The sequence below is a fragment of the Bacillus sp. NPDC057893 genome (genome assembly GCF_042796455.1).
Classification (GTDB): Bacteria; Bacillota; Bacilli; order Bacillales; family Bacillaceae_G; genus Bacillus_A.
The window spans coordinates 490,503-512,314 of the sequence record NZ_JBHVNG010000003.1 but is presented as its reverse complement, the minus strand read 5'-3'; the positions used below and the strand labels follow the sequence as shown (position 1 = coordinate 512,314).

Annotated in this window: 23 protein-coding genes and 4 tRNA genes; 26 read left to right on the top strand and 1 reads right to left on the bottom strand. The window is 36.3% G+C overall.

The window, feature by feature from the left end; translation table 11 throughout:
- The first annotated feature begins 340 nt into the window (after positions 1-340).
- The 10 genes from rpmH to spo0J all read left to right on the top strand — a co-directional run bounded on the left by rpmH (position 341) and on the right by spo0J (position 9,393).
- A complete protein-coding gene (gene rpmH, locus ACFVQC_RS18390; protein WP_002068706.1) occupies positions 341-475 on the top strand; it encodes a 50S ribosomal protein L34 in 135 nt (44 codons plus the stop codon).
- A 76-nt stretch (positions 476-551) separates the two neighbouring features.
- A complete protein-coding gene (gene rnpA / locus ACFVQC_RS18385; protein WP_002089963.1) occupies positions 552-899 on the top strand; it encodes a ribonuclease P protein component in 348 nt (115 codons plus the stop codon).
- 52 nt (positions 900-951) lie between these two features.
- Entirely contained in the window at positions 952-1,719 is a 768-nt protein-coding gene (gene spoIIIJ / locus ACFVQC_RS18380; RefSeq protein ID WP_377898856.1) for a YidC family membrane integrase SpoIIIJ, read from the top strand.
- Positions 1,716-2,333 (top strand): RNA-binding cell elongation regulator Jag/EloR, encoded by a 618-nt coding sequence (gene jag, locus ACFVQC_RS18375; RefSeq protein WP_377898855.1) that lies wholly within the window; start codon positions 1,716-1,718, stop codon positions 2,331-2,333. The genes spoIIIJ and jag overlap by 4 nt, the downstream gene beginning before the upstream one ends.
- A gap of 227 nt (positions 2,334-2,560) precedes the next feature.
- Entirely contained in the window at positions 2,561-3,937 is a 1,377-nt protein-coding gene (gene mnmE, locus ACFVQC_RS18370) for a tRNA uridine-5-carboxymethylaminomethyl(34) synthesis GTPase MnmE (RefSeq protein ID WP_377898854.1), read from the top strand.
- A 58-nt stretch (positions 3,938-3,995) separates the two neighbouring features.
- Complete coding sequence (mnmG, locus tag ACFVQC_RS18365; RefSeq protein WP_377898853.1) at positions 3,996-5,885, top strand: tRNA uridine-5-carboxymethylaminomethyl(34) synthesis enzyme MnmG; 1,890 nt, start codon at positions 3,996-3,998, stop codon at positions 5,883-5,885.
- A 22-nt stretch (positions 5,886-5,907) separates the two neighbouring features.
- Positions 5,908-6,627: a 16S rRNA (guanine(527)-N(7))-methyltransferase RsmG gene (rsmG, locus tag ACFVQC_RS18360; protein ID WP_002089956.1), complete on the top strand. Its 720-nt coding sequence runs from the start codon at positions 5,908-5,910 to the stop codon at positions 6,625-6,627.
- A gap of 105 nt (positions 6,628-6,732) precedes the next feature.
- Positions 6,733-7,605: a nucleoid occlusion protein gene (gene noc, locus ACFVQC_RS18355; RefSeq protein WP_002016471.1), complete on the top strand. Its 873-nt coding sequence runs from the start codon at positions 6,733-6,735 to the stop codon at positions 7,603-7,605.
- A gap of 182 nt (positions 7,606-7,787) precedes the next feature.
- Positions 7,788-8,549: a sporulation initiation inhibitor protein Soj gene (gene soj / locus ACFVQC_RS18350; protein WP_002113231.1), complete on the top strand. Its 762-nt coding sequence runs from the start codon at positions 7,788-7,790 to the stop codon at positions 8,547-8,549.
- Positions 8,542-9,393, top strand: a complete 852-nt coding sequence (spo0J, locus tag ACFVQC_RS18345) for a stage 0 sporulation protein Spo0J (RefSeq protein ID WP_198285177.1) — start codon at positions 8,542-8,544, stop codon at positions 9,391-9,393. Before soj ends, spo0J begins: the two co-directional genes overlap by 8 nt.
- 20 nt (positions 9,394-9,413) lie before the next feature.
- Here spo0J and yyaC read toward each other — a convergent pair whose 3' ends face one another.
- The gene (gene yyaC / locus ACFVQC_RS18340) at positions 9,414-10,010 is read right to left on the bottom strand and encodes a spore protease YyaC (protein ID WP_002089953.1); all 597 of its coding nucleotides are present in this window, start codon (positions 10,008-10,010) and stop codon (positions 9,414-9,416) included.
- A 260-nt stretch (positions 10,011-10,270) separates the two neighbouring features.
- Between yyaC and ACFVQC_RS18335 the strand changes: the two genes are divergently transcribed.
- The 16 genes from ACFVQC_RS18335 (at position 10,271) to walR (ending at position 21,811) form a co-directional block, all read left to right on the top strand.
- Positions 10,271-11,128: a mechanosensitive ion channel family protein gene (locus tag ACFVQC_RS18335; protein ID WP_002144563.1), complete on the top strand. Its 858-nt coding sequence runs from the start codon at positions 10,271-10,273 to the stop codon at positions 11,126-11,128.
- A gap of 20 nt (positions 11,129-11,148) precedes the next feature.
- Positions 11,149-11,346: a DUF951 domain-containing protein gene (locus tag ACFVQC_RS18330; RefSeq protein WP_000436054.1), complete on the top strand. Its 198-nt coding sequence runs from the start codon at positions 11,149-11,151 to the stop codon at positions 11,344-11,346.
- A gap of 115 nt (positions 11,347-11,461) precedes the next feature.
- Positions 11,462-12,562: a redox-regulated ATPase YchF gene (ychF, locus tag ACFVQC_RS18325; RefSeq protein ID WP_377898852.1), complete on the top strand. Its 1,101-nt coding sequence runs from the start codon at positions 11,462-11,464 to the stop codon at positions 12,560-12,562.
- A 191-nt stretch (positions 12,563-12,753) separates the two neighbouring features.
- Positions 12,754-13,044: a 30S ribosomal protein S6 gene (gene rpsF, locus ACFVQC_RS18320; protein WP_002144565.1), complete on the top strand. Its 291-nt coding sequence runs from the start codon at positions 12,754-12,756 to the stop codon at positions 13,042-13,044.
- Positions 13,045-13,071: 27 nt separating this feature from the next.
- Positions 13,072-13,611, top strand: coding sequence for a single-stranded DNA-binding protein (ssb, locus tag ACFVQC_RS18315; protein WP_377898851.1), 540 nt, complete (start codon positions 13,072-13,074; stop codon positions 13,609-13,611).
- Positions 13,612-13,655: 44 nt separating this feature from the next.
- A complete protein-coding gene (gene rpsR, locus ACFVQC_RS18310; RefSeq protein ID WP_000918874.1) occupies positions 13,656-13,889 on the top strand; it encodes a 30S ribosomal protein S18 in 234 nt (77 codons plus the stop codon).
- A gap of 81 nt (positions 13,890-13,970) precedes the next feature.
- Positions 13,971-14,906 carry a YybS family protein gene (locus ACFVQC_RS18305; protein ID WP_377892864.1) on the top strand — a complete coding sequence of 312 codons (936 nt, stop codon included), beginning with the start codon at positions 13,971-13,973 and terminating at the stop codon, positions 14,904-14,906.
- A 78-nt stretch (positions 14,907-14,984) separates the two neighbouring features.
- On the top strand, positions 14,985-16,958 hold the full coding sequence (locus tag ACFVQC_RS18300; protein WP_377898850.1) for a DHH family phosphoesterase: 1,974 nt from the start codon (positions 14,985-14,987) through the stop codon (positions 16,956-16,958).
- On the top strand, positions 16,955-17,401 hold the full coding sequence (rplI, locus tag ACFVQC_RS18295) for a 50S ribosomal protein L9 (RefSeq protein WP_377898849.1): 447 nt from the start codon (positions 16,955-16,957) through the stop codon (positions 17,399-17,401). Before ACFVQC_RS18300 ends, rplI begins: the two co-directional genes overlap by 4 nt.
- 27 nt (positions 17,402-17,428) lie before the next feature.
- Complete coding sequence (dnaB, locus tag ACFVQC_RS18290; RefSeq protein WP_002113222.1) at positions 17,429-18,790, top strand: replicative DNA helicase; 1,362 nt, start codon at positions 17,429-17,431, stop codon at positions 18,788-18,790.
- A gap of 215 nt (positions 18,791-19,005) precedes the next feature.
- Positions 19,006-20,295 (top strand): adenylosuccinate synthase, encoded by a 1,290-nt coding sequence (locus ACFVQC_RS18285; RefSeq protein WP_002138921.1) that lies wholly within the window; start codon positions 19,006-19,008, stop codon positions 20,293-20,295.
- A gap of 154 nt (positions 20,296-20,449) precedes the next feature.
- Positions 20,450-20,525 (top strand) — tRNA-Lys (locus ACFVQC_RS18280).
- A gap of 13 nt (positions 20,526-20,538) precedes the next feature.
- Positions 20,539-20,610 (top strand) — tRNA-Glu (locus ACFVQC_RS18275).
- Between the two features lie 21 nt (positions 20,611-20,631).
- Positions 20,632-20,707 (top strand) — tRNA-Asp (locus ACFVQC_RS18270).
- A gap of 41 nt (positions 20,708-20,748) precedes the next feature.
- Positions 20,749-20,821: transfer RNA gene (locus tag ACFVQC_RS18265), tRNA-Phe, on the top strand.
- A 282-nt stretch (positions 20,822-21,103) separates the two neighbouring features.
- Positions 21,104-21,811, top strand: coding sequence for a cell wall metabolism DNA-binding response regulator WalR (walR, locus tag ACFVQC_RS18260; RefSeq protein WP_002089942.1), 708 nt, complete (start codon positions 21,104-21,106; stop codon positions 21,809-21,811).
- Position 21,812: the final 1 nt, after the last annotated feature.

The following is a 21,812-nucleotide window of genomic DNA, read 5'->3' as shown; positions in this document are numbered from 1 at the left end:
AGGTGTGGAAAACTTATTCAAAGTGAAAACACAACTATAATATCAAAAAAAAGCAGCTATAGCAATGAATTTAAGAAAGTTATCCACAAAATCAATACCTTGTGGAATAAACTTGTCCACAATACGATATACTGTGTAAAAGTAAAAAAAGAGTTTGTGGATACAAAAAAGAGAAAATATATTTATCCACAAGGAAATATAGGGACTGTGAAAAAGTGTGTGAATAGGTTAAAAATGAATATTTGATGAAAATTTCGAGAACCATTGACATTTTCCTATTTGATTTACTATAATTTATTAGACTGTCTTTAACAGATATTCCTCAGGGAGGTGTCATATAATGAAAAGAACTTACCAACCAAATAAACGTAAGCGCAGCAAAGTACATGGTTTCCGCAGCCGTATGAGCACAGCAAACGGACGTAGAGTGCTAGCAGCTCGTCGTCGTAAAGGAAGAAAAGTATTATCTGCGTAGACCACTGATCGTTCAGTGGTCTTTTTTTCTAATAATAATGAGTTTCTGCTGATGAGATACAGGAGTGTCAAATGATATGAAGAAAAAAAATCGTATAAAAAAGAATGATGAATTCCAGGCTGTTTTCCAAAAAGGACAATCGAATGCCAATCGCCAGTTTGTTGTATACAAATTAGATAAAGAAAAACAGCCGCATTTTCGCATTGGTCTTTCTGTTAGTAAGAAAATAGGAAATGCAGTAGTTCGTAATCGAATTAAGCGTATGATTCGCCAATCGATTATAGAATTAAAAGATGAGATAGATTCTGGAAAAGATTTTGTTATAATAGCAAGGAAGCCTTGTGCAGAGATGACATATGAAGAGTTAAAGAAAAGCTTAATTCATGTCTTTAAACGCTCTGGTATGAAAAGAATAAAAAAGTAGCGTAAGGAAATGAATTACACTATATACATACCGAAACAAGGAGGAGCAGGCTTTGAAAAAGAAAATAGGTTTATTAGCCATGGTTATTATGCTAATGGCAATCGCTACCGGCTGTAGTGAAACAGGTCAGCCGATTACACCGAAAAGCACTGGGATTTGGAATGAATATTTCGTATACCCGCTTTCTCAGTTAATCACGTATTTTGCAAATTTATTTGGTAGTAATTATGGTTTAGCAATCGTTGTTACAACTCTTATCATTCGTTTTGCATTATTACCATTAATGATTAAACAAACGAAGAGTACGAAAGCAATGCAGGCGTTACAACCAGAAATGGTGAAATTAAAAGAAAAGTACAGCTCAAAAGATCAAGCAACACAACAAAAATTACAACAAGAAATGATGCAGTTGTACCAAAAAAATGGTGTAAATCCATTAGCAGGATGTTTACCAATATTTGTTCAGATGCCTATCCTATTCGCTTTTTATCATGCGATTATGAGAACGGCAGAAATTAGTAAACATACATTTTTATGGTTTGATTTAGGACAGGCAGATCCTTACTATATCCTTCCAATCGTTGCGGCTATTACGACTTTTATTCAGCAAAAGCTTGCAATGGCAGGAACGGCTGGGCAAAATCCGCAAATGGCAATGATGATTTGGCTTATGCCAATTATGATCTTAGTCTTTGCAATTAACTTCCCAGCAGCACTATCATTGTACTGGGTAGTTGGTAATATCTTTGGTATCGCTCAAATGTATCTGATCAAAGGGCCTGAAATTAAGGCTAGTAAGGCAGGAGGATCAAGCAAGTGAGTATAATTACTGCTAAAGGACAAACAGTCGAGCTGGCAGTACAAGATGCTTTAAGACAATTAAATGTTTCGAAAGATCGAGTAGATATAAATATTATCGATGAGGGTAAGAGGGGATTCCTAGGTTTATTTGGGAATCGCCTCGCTGTAGTAGAAGTTGTATTGAAAAAAGATCCAATCCAAGAATGTGAAGAATATTTAAAAAATGTTATTCGAAATATGGGTGTGGAAGTTGAGATTAGAAAAATTGTAAAAGGACGCGAAGTTGAATTTACAATTTCTGGTGAAAACATTGGTGTTTTAATTGGAAAAAGAGGTAATACGTTGAATTCTTTGCAGTATTTAACAAAACTTGTTGCGAATCGTAATACAAAGCAATATATTGGTATTACACTGGATGCTGAAAACTATCGTAGTAAAAGAAAAACTACGTTAGAATCTCTTTCTTATCGATTGGCAAAACAAGTAGTGAGTACGAAAAAAAGAGTTGTTCTAGAACCAATGCCTTCTTTTGAACGGAAAATTATTCACCAAGCATTATCTAATCATCAAAATATCATTACAACTTCTGAAGGGAAAGAACCACATCGGTATGTTGTAATATCTTCCAAGTGACCGGTTACTCAATTGAGTGCCGGTTTTTTTGAGGAGAAAATAAATGTGGATAACTAAAAAACACTAAATTTATCCACTGTGAATAAGTTTAGTGTTTTTTACATAAGGACATAATAAAATGAGTTATTATTCTTTTGTAGATAGGTTCGTTATGGTATCCTAATAATTTAGTGACGGAAAAAATTCATGTTGAAATAGAGATAAATAAGCAAGTGAGGTGAAAGGACATGGAATTTGATACAATTGCCGCAATTTCCACAGCACTTGGGGAAGGTGCAATTGCCATTGTTCGAGTAAGTGGGGATGATGCGATTGAGAAAGTCGATCGTATTTTTAAAGGGAAGGATTTAACACAGGTTTCTTCTCATACAATTCATTATGGTCATATTGTCGATTTAGATACAAATCAAGTTATTGAAGAAGTTATGGTATCCATTATGCGTGCACCAAGAACTTTTACGCGTGAAAATATAGTAGAAATTAACTGTCATGGTGGACTTGTTTCGGTAAATAAAGTATTACAGCTTATTTTAGCACAAGGAGTACGACTGGCAGAGCCTGGTGAATTTACGAAACGTGCTTTTTTAAATGGACGTATTGATTTGTCACAAGCAGAAGCTGTTATGGACTTAATCCGTGCGAAAACAGATCGTGCTATGAATGTAGCGATTAACCAAATGGAAGGACGATTATCTAAATTAATCGGCCATCTGCGTCAAGAAATATTAGAAACATTAGCTCATATTGAGGTGAATATAGATTACCCAGAATATGATGATGTAGAAGAGATGACGCATAATATTTTAATTGAGAAAGCTACACATGTCCGTGCTGAAATTAAAAAGATATTAGAAACATCGAAGCAAGGAAAGATTTTACGTGAAGGCATTTCTACCGCGATTATCGGTAGACCTAACGTTGGGAAATCATCGCTATTAAATAGTCTTGTTCAGGAGAAAAAGGCAATTGTAACTGATATTGCAGGAACAACTCGTGATGTTATTGAAGAGTACGTTAATGTGCGTGGTGTACCACTTAAACTTATAGATACAGCCGGAATTCGTGAAACGGAAGATGTTGTTGAACGAATTGGTGTAGAGCGTTCGAAGGAAATGATGAGCCAAGCAGACTTAGTGTTAATTGTAGTGAACTATAGCGAGGCTTTAACAAATGAAGATGAGGATCTATTCCGTGCCGTACAAGGAAAAGATTTCATTGTCATTGTAAATAAGACAGATTTACCGCAAGAAATTGATATGGAACGTGTTACAGATTTAGCGGTAGGCAATCGTGTTATTACAACATCTTTAATTGAGGAGCAAGGAATAGATGAGCTTGAAAAGGCAATAGCTGATTTATTCTTTGAAGGAACAATTGATTCTGCGGATATGACATACGTGTCTAATGCGAGACATATCGGATTGTTAACACAAGCAGGAAGAACAATTAATGATGCAATTGAAGCGATAGAAAATGGTGTTCCGATTGATATGGTTCAAATTGATTTAACAAGAGCGTGGGAAATACTTGGTGAAATTACTGGTGATACTGTCCATGAAAGCTTAATTGACCAATTGTTCTCTCAATTTTGTTTAGGAAAATAAAGTAAAACTTTAATCAGAGATGATTTAGTAAGATAGAGGTTATTAGGAGGAATAAACAATGGGATACAATGCCGGTTCATATGATGTCATAGTAATCGGTGCAGGTCATGCAGGATGTGAAGCTGGTCTTGCGGCAGCACGAATGGGCTCAAAAACATTAATGTTAACAATTAACTTAGATATGGTAGCGTTCATGCCATGTAACCCTTCTGTTGGTGGACCAGCAAAAGGGATTGTTGTTCGTGAAATTGATGCATTAGGCGGAGAAATGGGACGCAATATTGATAAAACACATATTCAAATGCGTATGTTAAATACGGGTAAAGGACCAGCTGTACGTGCGCTTCGTGCACAAGCTGATAAATTCTCTTACCAGCATGAGTTAAAGAAAACAATTGAAGAAACACCAAACTTAACGTTGTTTCAAGGTCTGGTAGAGCGTTTAATTGTTGAAGATGGTGTATGTAAAGGGGTAATTACGCAAGCTGGTGCCGAATACACAGCGAAAACAGTTGTAATTACAACGGGAACATTTTTACGTGGTGAGATTATTATGGGAGATTTAAAATATTCAAGTGGTCCAAATAATCAGCAACCATCTATTACGTTATCTGAACACTTAGAGGAACTTGGTTTTGATCTTGTTAGATTTAAAACAGGTACACCTCCGCGTGTAAACAGTAATACGATTGATTATAGTAAAACAGAAATTCAACCAGGTGATGATAAGCCACGTGCTTTCTCTTTTGAAACGACAAAATTCATTATGGATCAAATTCCATGTTGGTTAACGTATACAAGTACAGAAACACATCGTTTAATAGATGAAAACTTACATCGCTCAGCTATGTATTCTGGTATGATTAAAGGAACAGGGCCTAGATATTGCCCTTCAATTGAAGACAAGGTAGTAAGATTTAATGATAAACCACGTCATCAAATTTTCTTAGAGCCAGAAGGACGTAATACGCAAGAAGTATATGTACAAGGCTTATCGACGAGTTTACCAGAAGATGTACAGCGTGCAATGCTTAGAACAATTCCTGGCCTGGAAAATGTTGAAATGATGCGTACGGGTTACGCAATTGAATATGATGCAATTGTACCAACTCAACTATGGCCAACACTTGAAACGAAAAAAATTAAAAATTTATATACAGCAGGACAAATTAATGGAACTTCTGGTTACGAAGAAGCGGCAGGACAAGGGCTTATGGCTGGAATTAATGCAGCGTGTCGTTCTTTAGGTAAAAAAGAAGTTATTTTAGGTCGCGCTGATGCATATATTGGTGTCTTAATTGATGATCTTGTAACAAAAGGCACAAATGAACCATACCGTTTATTAACGTCTCGTGCAGAATATCGTTTATTATTACGCCATGATAATGCAGATCTTCGTCTAACTGAGGTTGGGCGTGAAATTGGTTTAATTAAAGAAGATCGTTATGAGAGATTTACAAATAAAAAACTACAAATTGAACAGGAAAAGGAACGGTTAGAGAGTATTTTTATTAAACCGCGTCCTGAAGTTCAAGAATTAATTCGTGATATTGGTGGAAGCGAATTGAAAGATGGAATACGTGCAAGTGACTTATTACGTCGTCCAGAGATGACATATGAGCATATTCATCTTTTAGTACCAAGTGAATTAGAATTAAATGATGAAATTACAGAACAAGTTGAAATTCAGATTAAGTATGAAGGATATATCGAGAAATCTTTACAGCAAGTAGAACGTATGAAGAAAATGGAAAACAAAAAAATCCCTGTGGATATTGATTATGATGCGATTTCTAGCCTTGCCACAGAAGCGAGACAGAAATTGAAAGATGTTCGTCCACTTTCGATGGGGCAAGCTTCACGTATTTCTGGCGTAAATCCAGCTGATGTTTCTATTTTGCTTATTTACATTGAACAAGGAAAAATTGCACGAGTATCGAACCAATAACATAGTAAGGAGATATTGCTAGATGAACATAGAACAATTTCAATCTATGCTAGAAGAGAAGGGTATTTCCCTCTCTTCTAGACAGTTAGAGCAGTTCGAAATCTATTTTGAAACGTTAGTAGAGTGGAATGAAAAAATGAACTTAACGGCTATTACGGAGAAAGAGGAAGTATACTTAAAACACTTTTTTGATTCTGTTACAGCGGCTTTTTATTATGATTTTTCGAAACCATTTTCTATTTGTGATGTTGGAGCAGGAGCCGGATTCCCAAGTATCCCTTTAAAAATCTGTTTCCCGCACTTAAAAGTAACAATTGTAGATTCATTACAAAAACGTATTAATTTCTTAAATCACTTAGCGCAAAAGTTAGAATTAAGTGATGTTGCATTTTGTCATGATCGTGCTGAAACATTTGGAAAAAAAGAAGGTGTGCGTGAAGCATACGATATTGTAATGGCACGTGCAGTTGCACGTCTTTCTGTATTAAGTGAGCTATGTTTACCACTTGTAAAAGTAGGGGGAACATTCATTGCAATGAAAGGTGCAGCGGCGAACGAAGAAATCGAAAATGGCAAATATGCTTTAGAGGTACTTGGCGGAGAATTGAAAGAAATGTCTACGTTCCAATTACCGTTTGAAGAAAGCGAGCGTAATATTTTATTAATCGAGAAAAAGCGCAAGACACCAAAGAAATATCCACGCAAACCGGGAACGCCCAATAAATTACCTATTGAAAAATAAATCTTATTAGACGTAAGATTAAATTATATAAATGAAAACGTAAATGTTTCATAGGAAACATTTTATGTAGAACAGTCAATAGGCCTAAAAGGTGGTGGAATATGTATGAAAAATACGTTTTCTCGTTTATTTGGCTTTGGAGATAAAGAGAGCGAATTCGAATTACAAGACGAAAGCCATGAAGAAATAGCTAAAAAGGTATATGAAGAAATACAGGAAATTCCGATAGTAAACATTACCCCTAACCGTTATCAACCACGAACAGTTTTTGACGATGCACGTATTGAGGAGCTAGCATTAACGATTCGTACACATGGGCTTATCCAGCCGATTGTTGTGAGACAGTATGAGGATGATAAGTACGAGATTATTGCCGGGGAAAGGCGTTTCCGCGCAGCAACAAAGTTAGGGTGGGAAAAAGTTCCTGCAATAATAAAGAATTTAAACGATACTGAGACAGCTTCTGTAGCGTTAATTGAAAATTTGCAGCGTGAGGAATTAACAGCAATTGAGGAAGCTGTGGCATATCAAAAGCTGATTGAGTTACATAATTTAACACAAGAAGCATTGGCACAACGACTTGGAAAAGGACAATCGACAGTCGCAAATAAATTGCGATTATTAAAATTGCCTGAAGAAATCAAAAGTGCATTATTAGAAAAAAGTATTACAGAACGGCATGCTCGCGCCCTTATTCCTTTGAAAAATGAGGAATTACAACTGAAGGTTTTACAAGAGATTGTGGAGAAGCAATTGAATGTAAAGCAAACAGAAGAACGAATTGCAAAGTTACTAGAAGAAGTAAAACCAAAGCGCAAAGCGAAGCAAAAAGCAGTAAGTCGAGATGCAAGAATTGCTATGAACACAATTAGACAATCATTACAAATGGTTGCTAACAGTGGTTTGAATGTTAATTCTGCGGAAGAAGAGTTTGATGAATACTATCAAATTACGATTAAAATTCCGAAGAAAAAATAATTACGTGCTAGAGACCTTATCCTATTGGAGAGGTCTCTTTTACTATATTTTCTTGTTAAAGCAAGAAGGAGTTTAGAAATAAATTTTGAAGTTTAATAAGGACGTAAAAGAAAAACTTTTATTTCATGTTACAATAAACGTAATTGTTTCTAGAATAAGAAAGGTTGAAAGTAGGTGACATCGTGGGAAAAATCATTGCTATCGCTAATCAAAAAGGCGGTGTTGGAAAAACAACAACATCCGTTAATTTAGGGGCTGGATTGGCACAAGTAGGAAAAAAAGTCCTTCTCGTAGATATTGATGCTCAAGGAAATGCAACGACTGGTGTAGGAATTGAAAAGTCTGAATTAGATCAATGTATTTATAATGTTCTTGTGGAAGATGCAGATGTTCAAGGCGTTATACGGAAAACCGCAACTGAAAACTTAGATGTTCTACCCGCTACAATTCAATTGGCTGGTGCTGAAATTGAATTGGTACCAACCATTTCCCGGGAAGTACGCTTGCAAAGAGCATTACAGCCAATTCGTGATGAATATGAGTATATTATTATTGACTGTCCCCCATCCTTAGGATTATTAACGATTAATGCATTAACAGCAGCAGATTCTGTTATTATTCCTGTACAGTGTGAATATTACGCGTTGGAAGGGTTAAGTCAGCTATTAAATACAGTTCGACTTGTGCAAAAGCATTTAAATAAAAATTTAGCAATTCAAGGTGTATTGTTAACGATGTTGGATGCTCGTACAAATTTAGGAATTCAAGTTATAGATGAAGTGAAAAAATACTTTAGGGATAAAGTATATCGTTCGATTATTCCTCGTAATGTTCGCTTAAGTGAGGCACCAAGTCATGGAAAACCAATTATGCAGTATGACGCTAAATCAAGAGGAGCAGAAGTATATTTAGATTTAGCAGAGGAAGTGATTGCAGGTGGCTAAGGGATTAGGAAGAGGAATCAATGTGTTTTTTCCAGATTTAGATGTGAAAGAAGAAGAAACGATTCAGGAGATTATAGTAACTGAATTAAGGCCGAATCCATATCAACCACGTAAACATTTCAATAAAGAAGCGATTCAGGAATTAGCGGCTTCTATTAAAGAGCACGGTATATTGCAACCGTTAATTGCTCGAAAGAGTATTAAAGGATATGAAATAGTTGCAGGTGAAAGAAGATATCGTGCTGCTAAAGAGGCCGGACTTGAGAAAGTGCCTGCTGTCGTAAGGCAATTAAATGAGCAGCAAATGATGGAATTTGCTTTGCTTGAAAACTTACAACGAGAAGATTTAAATCCTATGGAAGAGGCAATGGCATATCAGATGTTAATGAACGAGCTAAATGTAACGCAAGAACAATTAGCAAAACGTCTTGGTAAAAGCAGGCCTTATATCGCAAATTACACTCGATTGTTAAGCCTCCCTTCATTCGTTCAAGATATGATTGCAAACGGTCAGATTTCAATGGCTCATGGAAGAACTTTACTTACAATAAAAGATGAAGAACAGTTGAAATCTTTATTGAAGCGAATTGAAAAAGAAGGACTGAATGTTCGCCAATTGGAACAAATTGTCCAGGAAATTAATCAACGTGTTTCACGTGAAACACAACAAGTGAAAAAAGAAAGAAATATATTTTTTGTAGAGCGTGAAACATTTTTAAGAGAAAAGTTTGGTACGGATGTAAAGATCAAAGAAACGAAAAAAGAAAAAGGTAAAATCGAAATCGAATTTTTTAATAAAGAAGACTTAAATCGAATTTTAGAATTATTATCAAAGGGAAATTAAAAAGCAAACCATCTTATTGTTTATAGATGGTTTGCTTTTTTTAATGCAGATAATTTTTGGTCTGTTTCTTTTATACTTTGTGCAATTACATCAGCCATCTTCATGACTAAACTTAGTCTTGTATTTTGAAGTACGAAAAACTCCATGAAACCATTTAAATTTACGATGCCATGAATATGCAAATCACCAATTTCAGGTAATTTCTTATTCATCGCAGCTCCAGGTTTACTGGGGCCCTTTCCGGTAGTTATAGAACCGATACTTTGAGATTTTCCTAAACATGCATCAACAGCAATAATAAATGAAGTAGGATTTTCTTTCTGTATATTCTGAATTTTCTCTTCTAAGTTTAGTGCATGTATTGGTTCGTCCAGTGTGCCGAACACTTGAAGGTTTTTGATTTCAATTTGTTCTAGTTTAGTACCAACTAATGGACCAAGTGCATCACCGGTGGAACGGTCTGTTCCGATACAAACGAGAATGAGTGGCATATTAGTCTTAATGGGAATATGGGAAAGTAAGAAATTGCTGATTGTCTCAGAGGCTTCTAAGTCATGATGCATAACATTTTGAGTTTCTTTTTCAAAAAAAGGTAAGCGAAAACTTCTAATATTCATGAAGCACCCATCCTTTTAATAAATTTTCACAATATGTTATATGGTGTCTGAAATGGAAAATTATAAGTGCATACTTTTTGCAAACTGTGAATGAAAACAGAAATAATAGTACTAGTATATATATATTCGTCTCATTTTATACCTGAATGGAAGTTAACAAATGGAATTAAAGTCATAAATTTTTTTCAGAAATCAGAGAGAGTTCTGATACAATAATAAGGATAACTAAAAAGAAATTTTAGCTGGAGAGGTAGAGGGACATGGATTTAGCGTTGAAATGGTTTGAGTCCATTGATTGGACGAATATAGGTGTGAAATCACTAAAAATAATCGTTATTTTAATACTTGGTGCAATCGTTGTGCGAGTTGTGAGGGCAATTGTACGAAATGCGTTTCGTATGGGAAGCCGTTCGCCGATTCAAATTTCAGAACGTCGTACAGTTACGGTAGCGAAGTTGCTTGAAAATATTGTGGCATACGTTGTTATGTTCATTATGTTAATTGCAATTTTAGGTGTGTTTGATATTAATGCGTCAGGTCTATTAGCGGGTGCTGGGGTAATTGGTTTAGCAGTCGGTTTTGGTGCACAAAGTTTAGTTAAAGATGTTATTACAGGATTATTTATTTTGTTAGAGGATCAATTTTCAGTAGGTGATTATGTAAGAATAGGTCAATTTGAAGGAACTGTTTTGGAAATTGGACTACGTACAACGAAGATGAAAAGCTGGACAGGTGAAATTCATATAATACCAAATGGTAGCATTGTACAAGTAACGAACTTTTCCGTTAGTAATAGTGTAGCATTTGTTGATGTATCTATTTCTTATGAAAGTGATATAGTACGAGCGGAGCAAGTTATTGAAGATTTATTAGTGGAATTACCAGAAAAATATGAGAAAATGGTAACAACACCTCAATTGCTAGGTGTTCAAACACTGGCAGCGTCTGAAGTTGTATTACGTGTTATTGCTGAAGTTGAGCCGATGCAGCATGCAGTTATTGCGAGGGCTCTTCGCAAAGAGATTAAAAATCGTCTTGATTTACATGGGATTGAAATTCCATACCCACGTATGGTTTTATATAGTCGCGAAGAATTAGTTAGTGAAAAAGCAATTTAATAGTGGGAGGGATTTGGAGAATGGAGCAAAAGCAATATAACTTGTACGATGTTGTGGAAATGAAGAAAGCCCATCCATGTGGTGAAAATCGCTGGAAGATTATTCGTATGGGAATGGATATCCGCGTTAAGTGCGAGGGGTGTGACCATTCGGTAATGATTCCTCGAAGAGAGTTTGATCGTAAGGTAAAAAAAATACTTGTGAAGCATGAAGAATAGGGAAAAAGCAACAGCTGCAGTAGACAGCCGTTGCTTTTTTTCATTTGGTGGAAACTTGTCATTTTTTTCGTTACTATCTATAATGATGAAAGATTGAGACATAGGAGTGAAAAATATGGGATTAACGGCTGGGATTGTTGGATTACCTAACGTAGGGAAGTCCACTTTATTTAATGCAATTACACAAGCAGGAGCAGAATCTGCGAACTATCCATTCTGTACAATCGATCCAAACGTAGGGATTGTAGAAGTACCAGATGAGCGTTTAAATAAATTAACGGAATTAGTAGAACCGAAAAAAACTGTTCCGACTGTATTTGAATTTACTGATATTGCAGGTATCGTAAAAGGTGCGAGTAAAGGTGAAGGGTTAGGAAATAAATTCTTATCTCACATTCGTCAAGTAGATGCAATTTGCCAAGTTGTTCGTTGTTTTGAAGATGAAAATATTACGCACGTTTCAGGAAAAGTAGATCCAATTGATGACATTGAAACAATTAACTTAGAACTAATCTTAGCGGATTTAGAATCTGTTGATAAACGTATCGAACGAGTTGCGAAGTTAGCAAGACAAAAAGATAAAGAAGCTGTATATGAGCATGAAATTTTAGTTCGTTTAAAAGAAGCTTTTGAAGAGGGAAAACCAGCTCGTACTGTTGAATTTACAGAAGAGCAAATGAAGATTGTTAAAGGCCTTCATTTACTTACAACGAAAGAAATGCTATACGTAGCAAACGTAAGTGAAGATGATATTATGGATCCTTCTGACAACAAATATGTACAAATGGTAAAAGAATTTGCAGCAAATGAAAATTCACAAATAATTGTTGTATGTGCAAAAATCGAATCAGAAATTGCTGAGTTAGATGAGGAAGAGAAGAAAGTATTCCTTGAAGAACTAGGTATTGAAGAATCTGGTTTAGATCAATTAATTCGTGCTGCATATGACTTATTAGGACTTGCTACTTACTTCACAGCTGGTGTGCAAGAAGTACGTGCATGGACGTTTAAACAAGGTATGAAAGCACCACAATGTGCTGGTGTTATTCATACGGACTTTGAACGTGGATTTATTCGTGCGGAAACAGTTTCTTATACTGATTTAATGACAAATGGCTCTATGACAGCTGCAAAAGAAGCTGGTAAAGTACGTTTAGAAGGAAAAGAGTATATCGTAAAAGACGGAGATGTTATGCACTTCCGCTTTAACGTTTAATTTAATATTTCCTAGGAAAAATAAAGATATAGACTTGGCAAATATATTATATGTTTGCCAAGTTTTTTACGTATTGGTGAGTTGATTCATATAACTTACTATGATATAATCTAAACTCGTGAGTAATTACTATAAATTAATTGCTCCTTGCCCATTATGGGCCGTTTAGACCAAAAGGAGGTGAAAGTGTAATGAGAAAGTACGAAATTATGTACATCATTCGTCCTGGCGTTGAAGAAGAAGCTCAAAAAGCTTTAGTTGAACGTTTCGCAGGTGTTTTAACAAACAATGGTGCAGAAATCATTAACACAAAAGAGTGGGGTAAGCGTCGTTTAGCTTACGAAATCAACGACTTACGTGAAGGTTTCTACATGATCTTAAAGGTGAACTCTAACTCAGAAGCGATTAACGAATTCGACCGTTTAGCTAAGATCAACGAAGATATCCTTCGTCATATCGTTGTTAAAGAAGAAGAAAAATAATTAAGATATATAGGGAGAGTGGTTCGATTGATGAATCGTGTTATCCTCGTTGGTCGCTTAACTAAGGACCCTGACTTACGTTACACGCCTAATGGTGTTGCGGTAGCTACTTTTACGTTAGCTGTGAATCGCGCATTTGCGAATCAACAAGGTGAGCGTGAAGCTGACTTTATTAATTGTGTAATATGGCGTAAACAAGCAGAAAACGTGGCAAATTATTTGAAAAAAGGTAGCTTAGCAGGCGTAGATGGACGTCTTCAAACTCGTACTTACGATGGACAAGACGGTAAACGTGTATATGTAACAGAAGTTCTTGCGGAGAGCGTACAATTTTTAGAGCCGCGTAATGGCGGTGGGGAGCAACGCGGTTCGTTCAATCAGCAACCATCAGGAGCTGGTTACGGTAACCAAGGCTCTAACCCATTTGGTCAGTCTAGTAATCCGGGTAACTCAAGTAACTCAGGTAACTCAGGTAACTCAGGTAACTCTGGATTTACAAAGAATGACGATCCATTTTCGAATGTTGGTCAACCGATTGACATTTCGGACGACGATTTACCATTTTAATGGCATGAATCGGTTATTTTTAACAAAGAATGGAGGGAATAGACATGGCAGGACGCAAAGGTGGACGTGCGAAACGTCGTAAGGTGTGTTTCTTCACATCTAACGGCATCACTCGCATTGACTATAAAGATGTTGATTTATTAAAACGTTTCGTTTCTGAGCGTGGTAAAATTTTACCTCGTCGTGTAACAGGAACAAGCGCGAAATACCAACGCAAACTTACAGTTGCAATTAAACGTGCTCGTCAAATGGCACTTTTACCATATGTTGGTGAATAATAGCGTATGAAATGCACAGTAGAGTCGGACTCTACTGTGCATTTTGCTATGCTTTTCTTTTTTTGAGAGAGAGGTTGGATGATGAAAAATACGAGATTTATTACTGAGGGCGCAGTATTATTGGCTATATATTCCATTTTGTTACTTGTATCTAGGTATGTTCCAATTTTAGGTACAATGGTAACGTTTGTGTTGCCGTTACCATTTATATTATTAACAGTAAGACATAAACTATCTAATATACTAGTGATTTTTGTAGCGGCACTTTTTATTACAGTTATTGTGAGTCAGCCGATTGGTCTCATAAAGACAGTGATGTTTGGGTTAATAGGTGTCGTATTAGGATATATGTATAAAAAAGGGAAAAAACCAGTGGAGATATTGATAGCTGGAACGCTTGCGTATTTAATTGGTATAATGCTCATTTATGTTGGAAGTATAAAGTTTTTCAACATAGATTTAATGAAGCAAATGCAAAATATATTTAGTGAAAGTGTGGCGCAAAGTGAAAAGATAGCAAATGCTGCTGGTATGCCAGTTAGTAAAGAACAAAAAGAGTTGCTTGCACAAATGAATGATATATCACAAACGTTACTTCCAAGTATACTTGTACTAGTTTCTGTATGTTTTTCTTGGATTACAGTGCTAATATCAGGTAGTGTTTTGAGAAAGTTAAAGCACGACGTTACACCTTGGCCAAAATTTAAAGATATACAATTGCCAAAGAGTATTGTCTGGTATTACGTCATATTTATTTTGTTAGCAACTTTTATAAAAGTAGAACCAACATCATATTTATATATGGTATTTTCTAACCTATATGTAATATTTGCTTTGCTGCTCGTATTGCAAGGATTAACGTTTATCACCTTTGTAGCACACAGAAAAGGTTTTACGAGAGGTATTCCTATTATTAGTTTTATTGTATGTATGTTTATTCCAATGCTGTTTCCTCTTGTGACAATCTTAGGTATAATTGATTTAGGGATTTCATTGCGTTCTAAAATAGGGGAATAAAATAATATTCCTTACACTATTTTAATTTGTTTAACTAACTGGAAGGTGAGTTAGTTTTACTTTATAGGAGTTGTATACATGCCTGAATTTTATAAGAAACAGTGGTTTTTATATCCTGTTTACGTATTGGCATTTTTTGTGTTGGTGCTAATCTCGATTCTCTGTTATTTCCACTTAATTATGGGGATATCTTCCTTTTTTGTTTTTAGCATCGTTTTCTTTTTAGTTATACGATTTGAACTTACCTTTCAAAGGAACTTTGAAAAGTATACGACAGATATGATTACTAGGGTAAAAAAAGTGAGTAACGAAGCATTCAACCAGATGCCAATCGGTATATTGTTATACAATAAGGAGTATGGGATTGATTGGGCAAATCCTTACTTGTCTTCATGTTTGGGGCAACAGGCATTAGCTGGGTGGCATCTGTACGATGTATCAGAAACATTACTCCTTTTTATTAAAGGAGAGACTTCTGATGATATAGTATCTTTAAATAGTCGGAAGTTCCGTGTGTTTGTAAGGAAAGAAGAAAAACTAATTTATTTTTTTGATGTAACTGAGCAAACAGAGATTGAAAAAATGTATGAAGATCAGCGTACTGTTTTGGCTGTTATTTATTTAGATAACTACGATGAAGTTACACAAGGGTTAGATGATCAATTACGTACGAATATAACAAGTCTTGTGACGTCACGTCTAAATGAATGGGCCGTTAAGTATGGTGCATATTTGAAACGCGCATCTTCAGAAAGATTCTTCGTTGTACTAAATGAAAGTATTTTAGCGCAAATGGAGAAAGGGAAATTTAGTATTTTGGATCAAGTGCGTGAAGAAACATCAAAAAGGAATATACCACTTACATTAAGTGTTGGGGTTGGCTCAGGTGATTTACCTTTATCGGAGCTTGGAGCGATGGCTCAATCTGGTTTAGACCTTGCATTAGGACGAGGAGGAGACCAAGTAGCTATTAAACAAGCAACGGGTAAAGTTAAGTTTTACGGTGGCAAGACGAATCCGGTCGAAAAGCGTACTCGTGTACGTGCTAGAGTTATTTCGCATGCATTAAAGGATTTAGTATTAGAAAGCAGTAATGTCATTGTAATGGGGCATAGAGCACCTGATATGGATGCGATTGGTGCAGCGATTGGTATTTTAAAGGTAGCTCAATTAAATGAGCGCAAAGGATATATTGTATTAGATGAAAATGATTCTGATAAAGGAATCAAACGTTTGATGGATAAAGTGAAACAAAATGAAGAGTTATGGTCACACTTTATTACACCAGGGCAAGCGATGGAATTTGCAAATGATGATTCATTACTTGTTGTTGTTGACACGCATAAACCTTCAATGGTGATGGAGGAAAAACTGTTACATAAGATTGAAAATGTAGTAGTTATTGACCATCATCGCCGCGGGGAAGATTTCATTGAAGATCCATTACTTGTTTATATGGAACCGTACGCTTCTTCAACGGCAGAGCTTGTTACAGAGTTACTTGAGTATCAACCGAAAAATTTAAAGATGACAATGTTAGAAGCAACGGCATTGTTAGCTGGTATTATTGTTGATACGAAAAGTTTTACATTCCGTACAGGTGCTCGTACCTTTGATGCCGCTTCTTATTTACGCTCGCATGGCGCAGACACTGTAGTTGTACAAGAACTTTTAAAAGAAGATATGGGTCAGTATTTACGAGTTGCAAAAGCCATTAAAAATGCGTACATTTATAAAAATGGAATTGCGATTGCTAAAGTTGATGGTGATGAATATTATGACCAAGTACTTATTGCACAATCAGCAGACACATTATTGACAATGACAGGTATCATTGCATCGTTTGTTATTGCAAAACGTGGAGAAAATTTCATTGGAATTAGTGGTAGATCTTTAGGTGAATTGAATGTACAGCTAATTATGGAGAATTTAGGAGGTGGCGGGCACTTAACAAATGCAGCCACACAAATGAAAAATGTTACAGTAGATGAAGCGGAGGAGAAGCTTCAATTTGTTATTGATGACTATTTACAGGGAGGCACACAATCATGAAAGTAATTTTTCTAAAAGACGTAAAAGGTAAAGGTAAAAAAGGAGAAATAAAAAACGTACCAGATGGTTATGCAAATAATTTCTTACTAAAACAGGGGTTAGCTGCCGAAGCGACAAACAGCAGTATGAAAACTTTGGATGCTCAAAAGCGCAAAGAGGAAAAAGATGCAGCAGCAGAGCTTGAAAGTGCAAAACAATTAAAAGAAGCATTAGAGAAATTAACTGTAGAATTAAAGGCGAAATCTGGAGAAGGTGGCCGTTTATTTGGTTCTATTACAAGCAAACAAATTGTAGATGCAATGCAAAAATCACACAAGATTAAACTTGATAAACGTAAATTTGAAATGGACGATGCAATCCGTGCATTAGGTTATACAAAAGTCACTGTAAAATTGCATCCGCAAGTAACAGCGGCAGTAAAAGTTCATGTTAGTGAACAATAAAAATAAATTAAGCAAGGAGGATTGCGCATGAGTGATGTACTGGCTGATCGTACCCCTCCGCATAATATAGAAGCAGAGCAGGCGGTTTTAGGGGCTATATTGATTGATCAAGATGCATTAACGTCAGCATCAGAGCTGTTGCTACCTGACTCGTTCTATCGAACGAAACATCAAAAGATTTTTGAAGTCATGCTTGGGTTGTCTGATAAGGGAGAACCAATCGACTTAGTAATAATGACATCAGCGATGGCTGATCAAGGGTTACTAGAAGAAGTTGGTGGGGTTTCTTATCTAGCAGAATTAGCAGAAGTTGTTCCAACAGCTGCTAACGTAGAATATTATGCACGCATCATCGCTGAAAAGGCACTTTTACGTCGTTTAATTCGAACGGCAACTCATATTGTATCGGATGGATACGAGCGAGAAGATGATGTGGATGGCCTTTTAAATGAGGCTGAGAAAAAAATATTAGAAGTATCACATCAAACAAATGCAAAAGCATTCCAAAACATTAAAGATGTTCTTGTAGATGCTTATGATAAAATTGAACTTTTGCATAATCAAAAAGGTGAAGTTACTGGGATACCAACTGGATTTACTGAATTAGATAAGATGACCGCGGGTTTTCAGCGAAATGATTTAATCATCGTAGCAGCGCGTCCGTCGGTGGGGAAAACTGCATTTTCATTAAATATCGCACAAAACGTAGCGACGAAAACTGATGAAAATGTAGCGATTTTTAGTTTGGAGATGGGCTCTGATCAGCTTGTTATGCGTATGCTTTGTGCAGAAGGAAATATTGATGCGCAAAGACTTCGTACCGGTTCATTAACTTCTGATGATTGGGCGAAATTAACAATGGCGATGGGTAGCCTTTCTAATGCTGGTATATATATTGATGATACACCAGGGATTAAAGTAAATGAGATTCGAGCAAAATGTCGTAGATTAAAGCAAGAACAAGGTCTTGGGATGGTTTTGATTGACTATTTACAGCTTATTCAAGGGAGTGGGAAATCAGGAGAAAACCGTCAACAGGAAGTATCTGAGATTTCTCGTACATTAAAAGGGATTGCACGTGAATTGCAAGTACCTGTTATCGCCTTGTCGCAGTTATCTCGTGGTGTAGAATCTCGTCAAGATAAACGTCCGATGATGTCTGACATTCGTGAATCAGGAAGTATCGAGCAGGATGCTGACATTGTGGCCTTCCTATATCGTGAAGATTACTATGATCGTGAAACAGAAAATAAAAATACAATTGAAATTATCATTGCAAAACAACGTAATGGTCCAGTAGGTTCAGTAGAGCTTGCGTTTGTTAAGGAATTTAATAAATTCGTCAACTTAGAACGCCGCTTTGAGGATGGACATGCACCGCACGCATAAAGGCAGTATAAAAAAGAAACACATTTCTTATAATAAGATGTGTTTCTTTTTTTTTATATGAAAGATAGGGCTTTCATAAGGTGAATATGTAATTCTTACGAACGAAAACGTTTTTCGGTAAAAAAATGTTCGCTTTTTGGTTGACTTCTTTTTCTGTTTTGGTACAATTATATTGTTTGAATAGATCGTTTGAAAATTGCGGAGGTGCTTTAATAATGTCTTCAGTAGTAGTTGTAGGAACACAATGGGGCGACGAAGGAAAAGGTAAAATCACTGATTTTCTTTCTGAGCATGCGGAAGTAGTTGCAAGATATCAAGGTGGAAATAACGCGGGACATACAATTGTTTTCGGCGGAGTTAAATATAAATTACACTTAATTCCATCTGGTATTTTCTATAAAGAGAAAATTTGTGTAATCGGAAATGGCTTAGTAGTAGATCCGAAAGCATTACTTGAAGAGTTAAAATACTTACACGATCGTGGTGTAAGTACTGATAATTTACGTGTAAGTAACCGTGCGCACGTTATTTTACCTTATCACTTAAAACAAGATGAGTTAGAAGAAGCGAGTAAAGGTGATAACAAGATCGGTACAACGAAAAAAGGTATCGGTCCTGCATATATGGATAAAGCTGCTCGTATTGGTATCCGTATGGCTGATCTTTTAGACCGTGAAGCATTTAAAGAGAAGCTTGAGCGCAATTTAGTGGAAAAAAATCGTTTGTTTGAAAAAATGTACGATACAGAAGGTTTCAGCGTAGAAGAAATCTTTGAAGAGTACTTCGAATACGGACAACAAATCGCACAGTATGTATGCGATACATCTGTCGTATTAAATGATGCACTAGATAACAATCATCGTGTATTATTTGAAGGTGCACAAGGTGTTATGCTTGATATTGACCACGGTACGTATCCATTCGTTACATCTTCTAACCCAATTGCTGGTGGTGTAACAGTTGGAACTGGAGTTGGTCCTGCGAAAGTTACTCGCGTTGTAGGTGTATGTAAAGCATATACAAGCCGTGTAGGTGATGGTCCATTCCCTACGGAACTTAATGATGAAATCGGTCATCAAATTCGTGAAGTTGGTCGTGAATACGGAACAACAACTGGTCGTCCGCGCCGCGTAGGTTGGTTCGATAGCGTTGTTGTAAGACATGCACGTCGTGTTAGTGGTTTAACAGACTTATCATTAAACTCTATCGATGTATTAACAGGTATCCCAACTCTTAAAATTTGTGTTGCTTACAAATACAATGGCGAAGTTATCGATGAAGTTCCAGCTAACTTAAACATTTTAGCGAAATGTGAGCCTGTATATGAAGAGCTTCCAGGTTGGACAGAAGATGTTACTGCTATGAAATCATTAGATGAACTTCCTGAAAATGCAAGAAAATACGTAGAGCGTGTTTCTGAATTGACAGGAATCCAATTATCTATGTTCTCAGTTGGACCAGATCGTAATCAAACAAATATCGTTCGTAATGTATACGAAGCTTAATTGATATAAAAAATTGATTCTTTTAAGAAAAAACTCATGTTTTCATGAGTTTTTTCTTATCTTTTATAAAAAAATAAAAAAAGGTATTGCAAAAATGAAAGATAACATGTTATGATATGTCTTGTCGTCACGAAAATATGACGTTGGTGAGTATGAGCCATTAGCTCAGTTGGTAGAGCATCTGACTTTTAATCAGAGGGTCGAAGGTTCGAATCCTTCATGGCTCACCATTTTATTTTTCGTGGCCCGTTGGTCAAGTGGTTAAGACACCGCCCTTTCACGGCGGTAACACGGGTTCGAATCCCGTACGGGTCATGTTTTTTTATGTTCATTTTTGGTCCCGTGGTGTAGTGGTTAACATGCCTGCCTGTCACGCAGGAGATCGCCGGTTCGACCCCGGTCGGGACCGCCACTTTTGTTTATACCACCATTAGTGGTTTTATATATAGTTTTGGCTCGGTAGCTCAGTCGGTAGAGCAGAGGACTGAAAATCCTCGTGTCGGCGGTTCGATTCCGTCCCGAGCCACTCTCAGGATATTAAGTGGGCCCACTTAATATCCTTTTTATTTTGTCCAGTTTTACAAAAGTGGGTAGTTATTTTACAATAGAATGAGGAGCCTCTAGCAGTTGAAGCTAGAGGTTTTTCTATAGATCGTATAGGGTTCCGTGTAAAAGTGGATGATACATGAGTCTATGAGAATAGAGGAGAAATACTTAGACTAAGATTGTTGTCATATAGGAACATACTATAGAAACACCAATATGTTTGAGGATTATTGATCATATTTTTATAAGGAGGAAATAGACGATGATGGGAAAGAAAATTTTAGTAGTTGATGATGAAAAGCCGATTGCGGATATTTTGAAGTTCAACCTAGAAAAAGAAGGTTTTGAAATTGTAATGGCGCATGATGGTGATGAGGCGATTGAAAAAGCAAATGAAGAACAGCCAGATATGGTTTTATTAGATATTATGTTACCAGGAAAAGACGGTTTAGAGGTATGTCGTGAAATACGTAAAAGCTCAGAAATGCCAATTATTATGCTTACAGCAAAAGACTCTGAAATTGATAAAGTATTAGGGCTTGAGCTTGGGGCTGATGATTATGTAACGAAGCCATTTAGTACGAGGGAGTTACTTGCTCGTGTGAAAGCAAATTTACGTCGCCATCAGCAGGGTGGTGCTGCAGAGAAAGAAGAAAATACCGAAATGGTTATTGGACCAATCGTTATCAATTCGAACGCTTATAGTGTAACGAAGCGTGAAGAAAGCATTGAGCTTACACATCGTGAATTTGAATTACTACATTATTTAGCGAAGCATTTAGGTCAAGTTATGACTCGTGAACATTTATTACAAACAGTTTGGGGTTATGATTATTTTGGAGATGTACGTACAGTAGACGTAACAGTACGTCGTTTACGCGAAAAAGTTGAAGATAATCCAAGTCATCCTACTTTAATTGTAACTAGACGTGGGGTAGGGTATTACTTGCGTGACCCAGAACAGGAATAGT

Excerpts from the sequence above, each read along its gene's own strand:
- ACFVQC_RS18330 (WP_000436054.1), top strand. The coding sequence starts at position 11,149 with ATGGAGCAAAAGCAATATAACTTGTACGATGTTGTGGAAATGAAGAAA.
- ACFVQC_RS18300 (WP_377898850.1), top strand. The coding sequence starts at position 14,985 with ATGCCTGAATTTTATAAGAAACAGTGGTTTTTATATCCTGTTTACGTA.
- yyaC (WP_002089953.1), bottom strand. The coding sequence starts at position 10,010 with ATGAATATTAGAAGTTTTCGCTTACCTTTTTTTGAAAAAGAAACTCAA.
- ACFVQC_RS18305 (WP_377892864.1), top strand. The coding sequence starts at position 13,971 with ATGAAAAATACGAGATTTATTACTGAGGGCGCAGTATTATTGGCTATA.
- walR (WP_002089942.1), top strand. The coding sequence starts at position 21,104 with ATGATGGGAAAGAAAATTTTAGTAGTTGATGATGAAAAGCCGATTGCG.
- rnpA (WP_002089963.1), top strand. The coding sequence starts at position 552 with ATGAAGAAAAAAAATCGTATAAAAAAGAATGATGAATTCCAGGCTGTT.
- rpsR (WP_000918874.1), top strand. The coding sequence starts at position 13,656 with ATGGCAGGACGCAAAGGTGGACGTGCGAAACGTCGTAAGGTGTGTTTC.
- rsmG (WP_002089956.1), top strand. The coding sequence starts at position 5,908 with ATGAACATAGAACAATTTCAATCTATGCTAGAAGAGAAGGGTATTTCC.
- dnaB (WP_002113222.1), top strand. The coding sequence starts at position 17,429 with ATGAGTGATGTACTGGCTGATCGTACCCCTCCGCATAATATAGAAGCA.
- rpmH (WP_002068706.1), top strand. The coding sequence starts at position 341 with ATGAAAAGAACTTACCAACCAAATAAACGTAAGCGCAGCAAAGTACAT.
- ychF (WP_377898852.1), top strand. The coding sequence starts at position 11,462 with ATGGGATTAACGGCTGGGATTGTTGGATTACCTAACGTAGGGAAGTCC.
- mnmE (WP_377898854.1), top strand. The coding sequence starts at position 2,561 with ATGGAATTTGATACAATTGCCGCAATTTCCACAGCACTTGGGGAAGGT.
- rpsF (WP_002144565.1), top strand. The coding sequence starts at position 12,754 with ATGAGAAAGTACGAAATTATGTACATCATTCGTCCTGGCGTTGAAGAA.
- noc (WP_002016471.1), top strand. The coding sequence starts at position 6,733 with ATGAAAAATACGTTTTCTCGTTTATTTGGCTTTGGAGATAAAGAGAGC.
- mnmG (WP_377898853.1), top strand. The coding sequence starts at position 3,996 with ATGGGATACAATGCCGGTTCATATGATGTCATAGTAATCGGTGCAGGT.
- ACFVQC_RS18335 (WP_002144563.1), top strand. The coding sequence starts at position 10,271 with ATGGATTTAGCGTTGAAATGGTTTGAGTCCATTGATTGGACGAATATA.
- ACFVQC_RS18285 (WP_002138921.1), top strand. The coding sequence starts at position 19,006 with ATGTCTTCAGTAGTAGTTGTAGGAACACAATGGGGCGACGAAGGAAAA.
- rplI (WP_377898849.1), top strand. The coding sequence starts at position 16,955 with ATGAAAGTAATTTTTCTAAAAGACGTAAAAGGTAAAGGTAAAAAAGGA.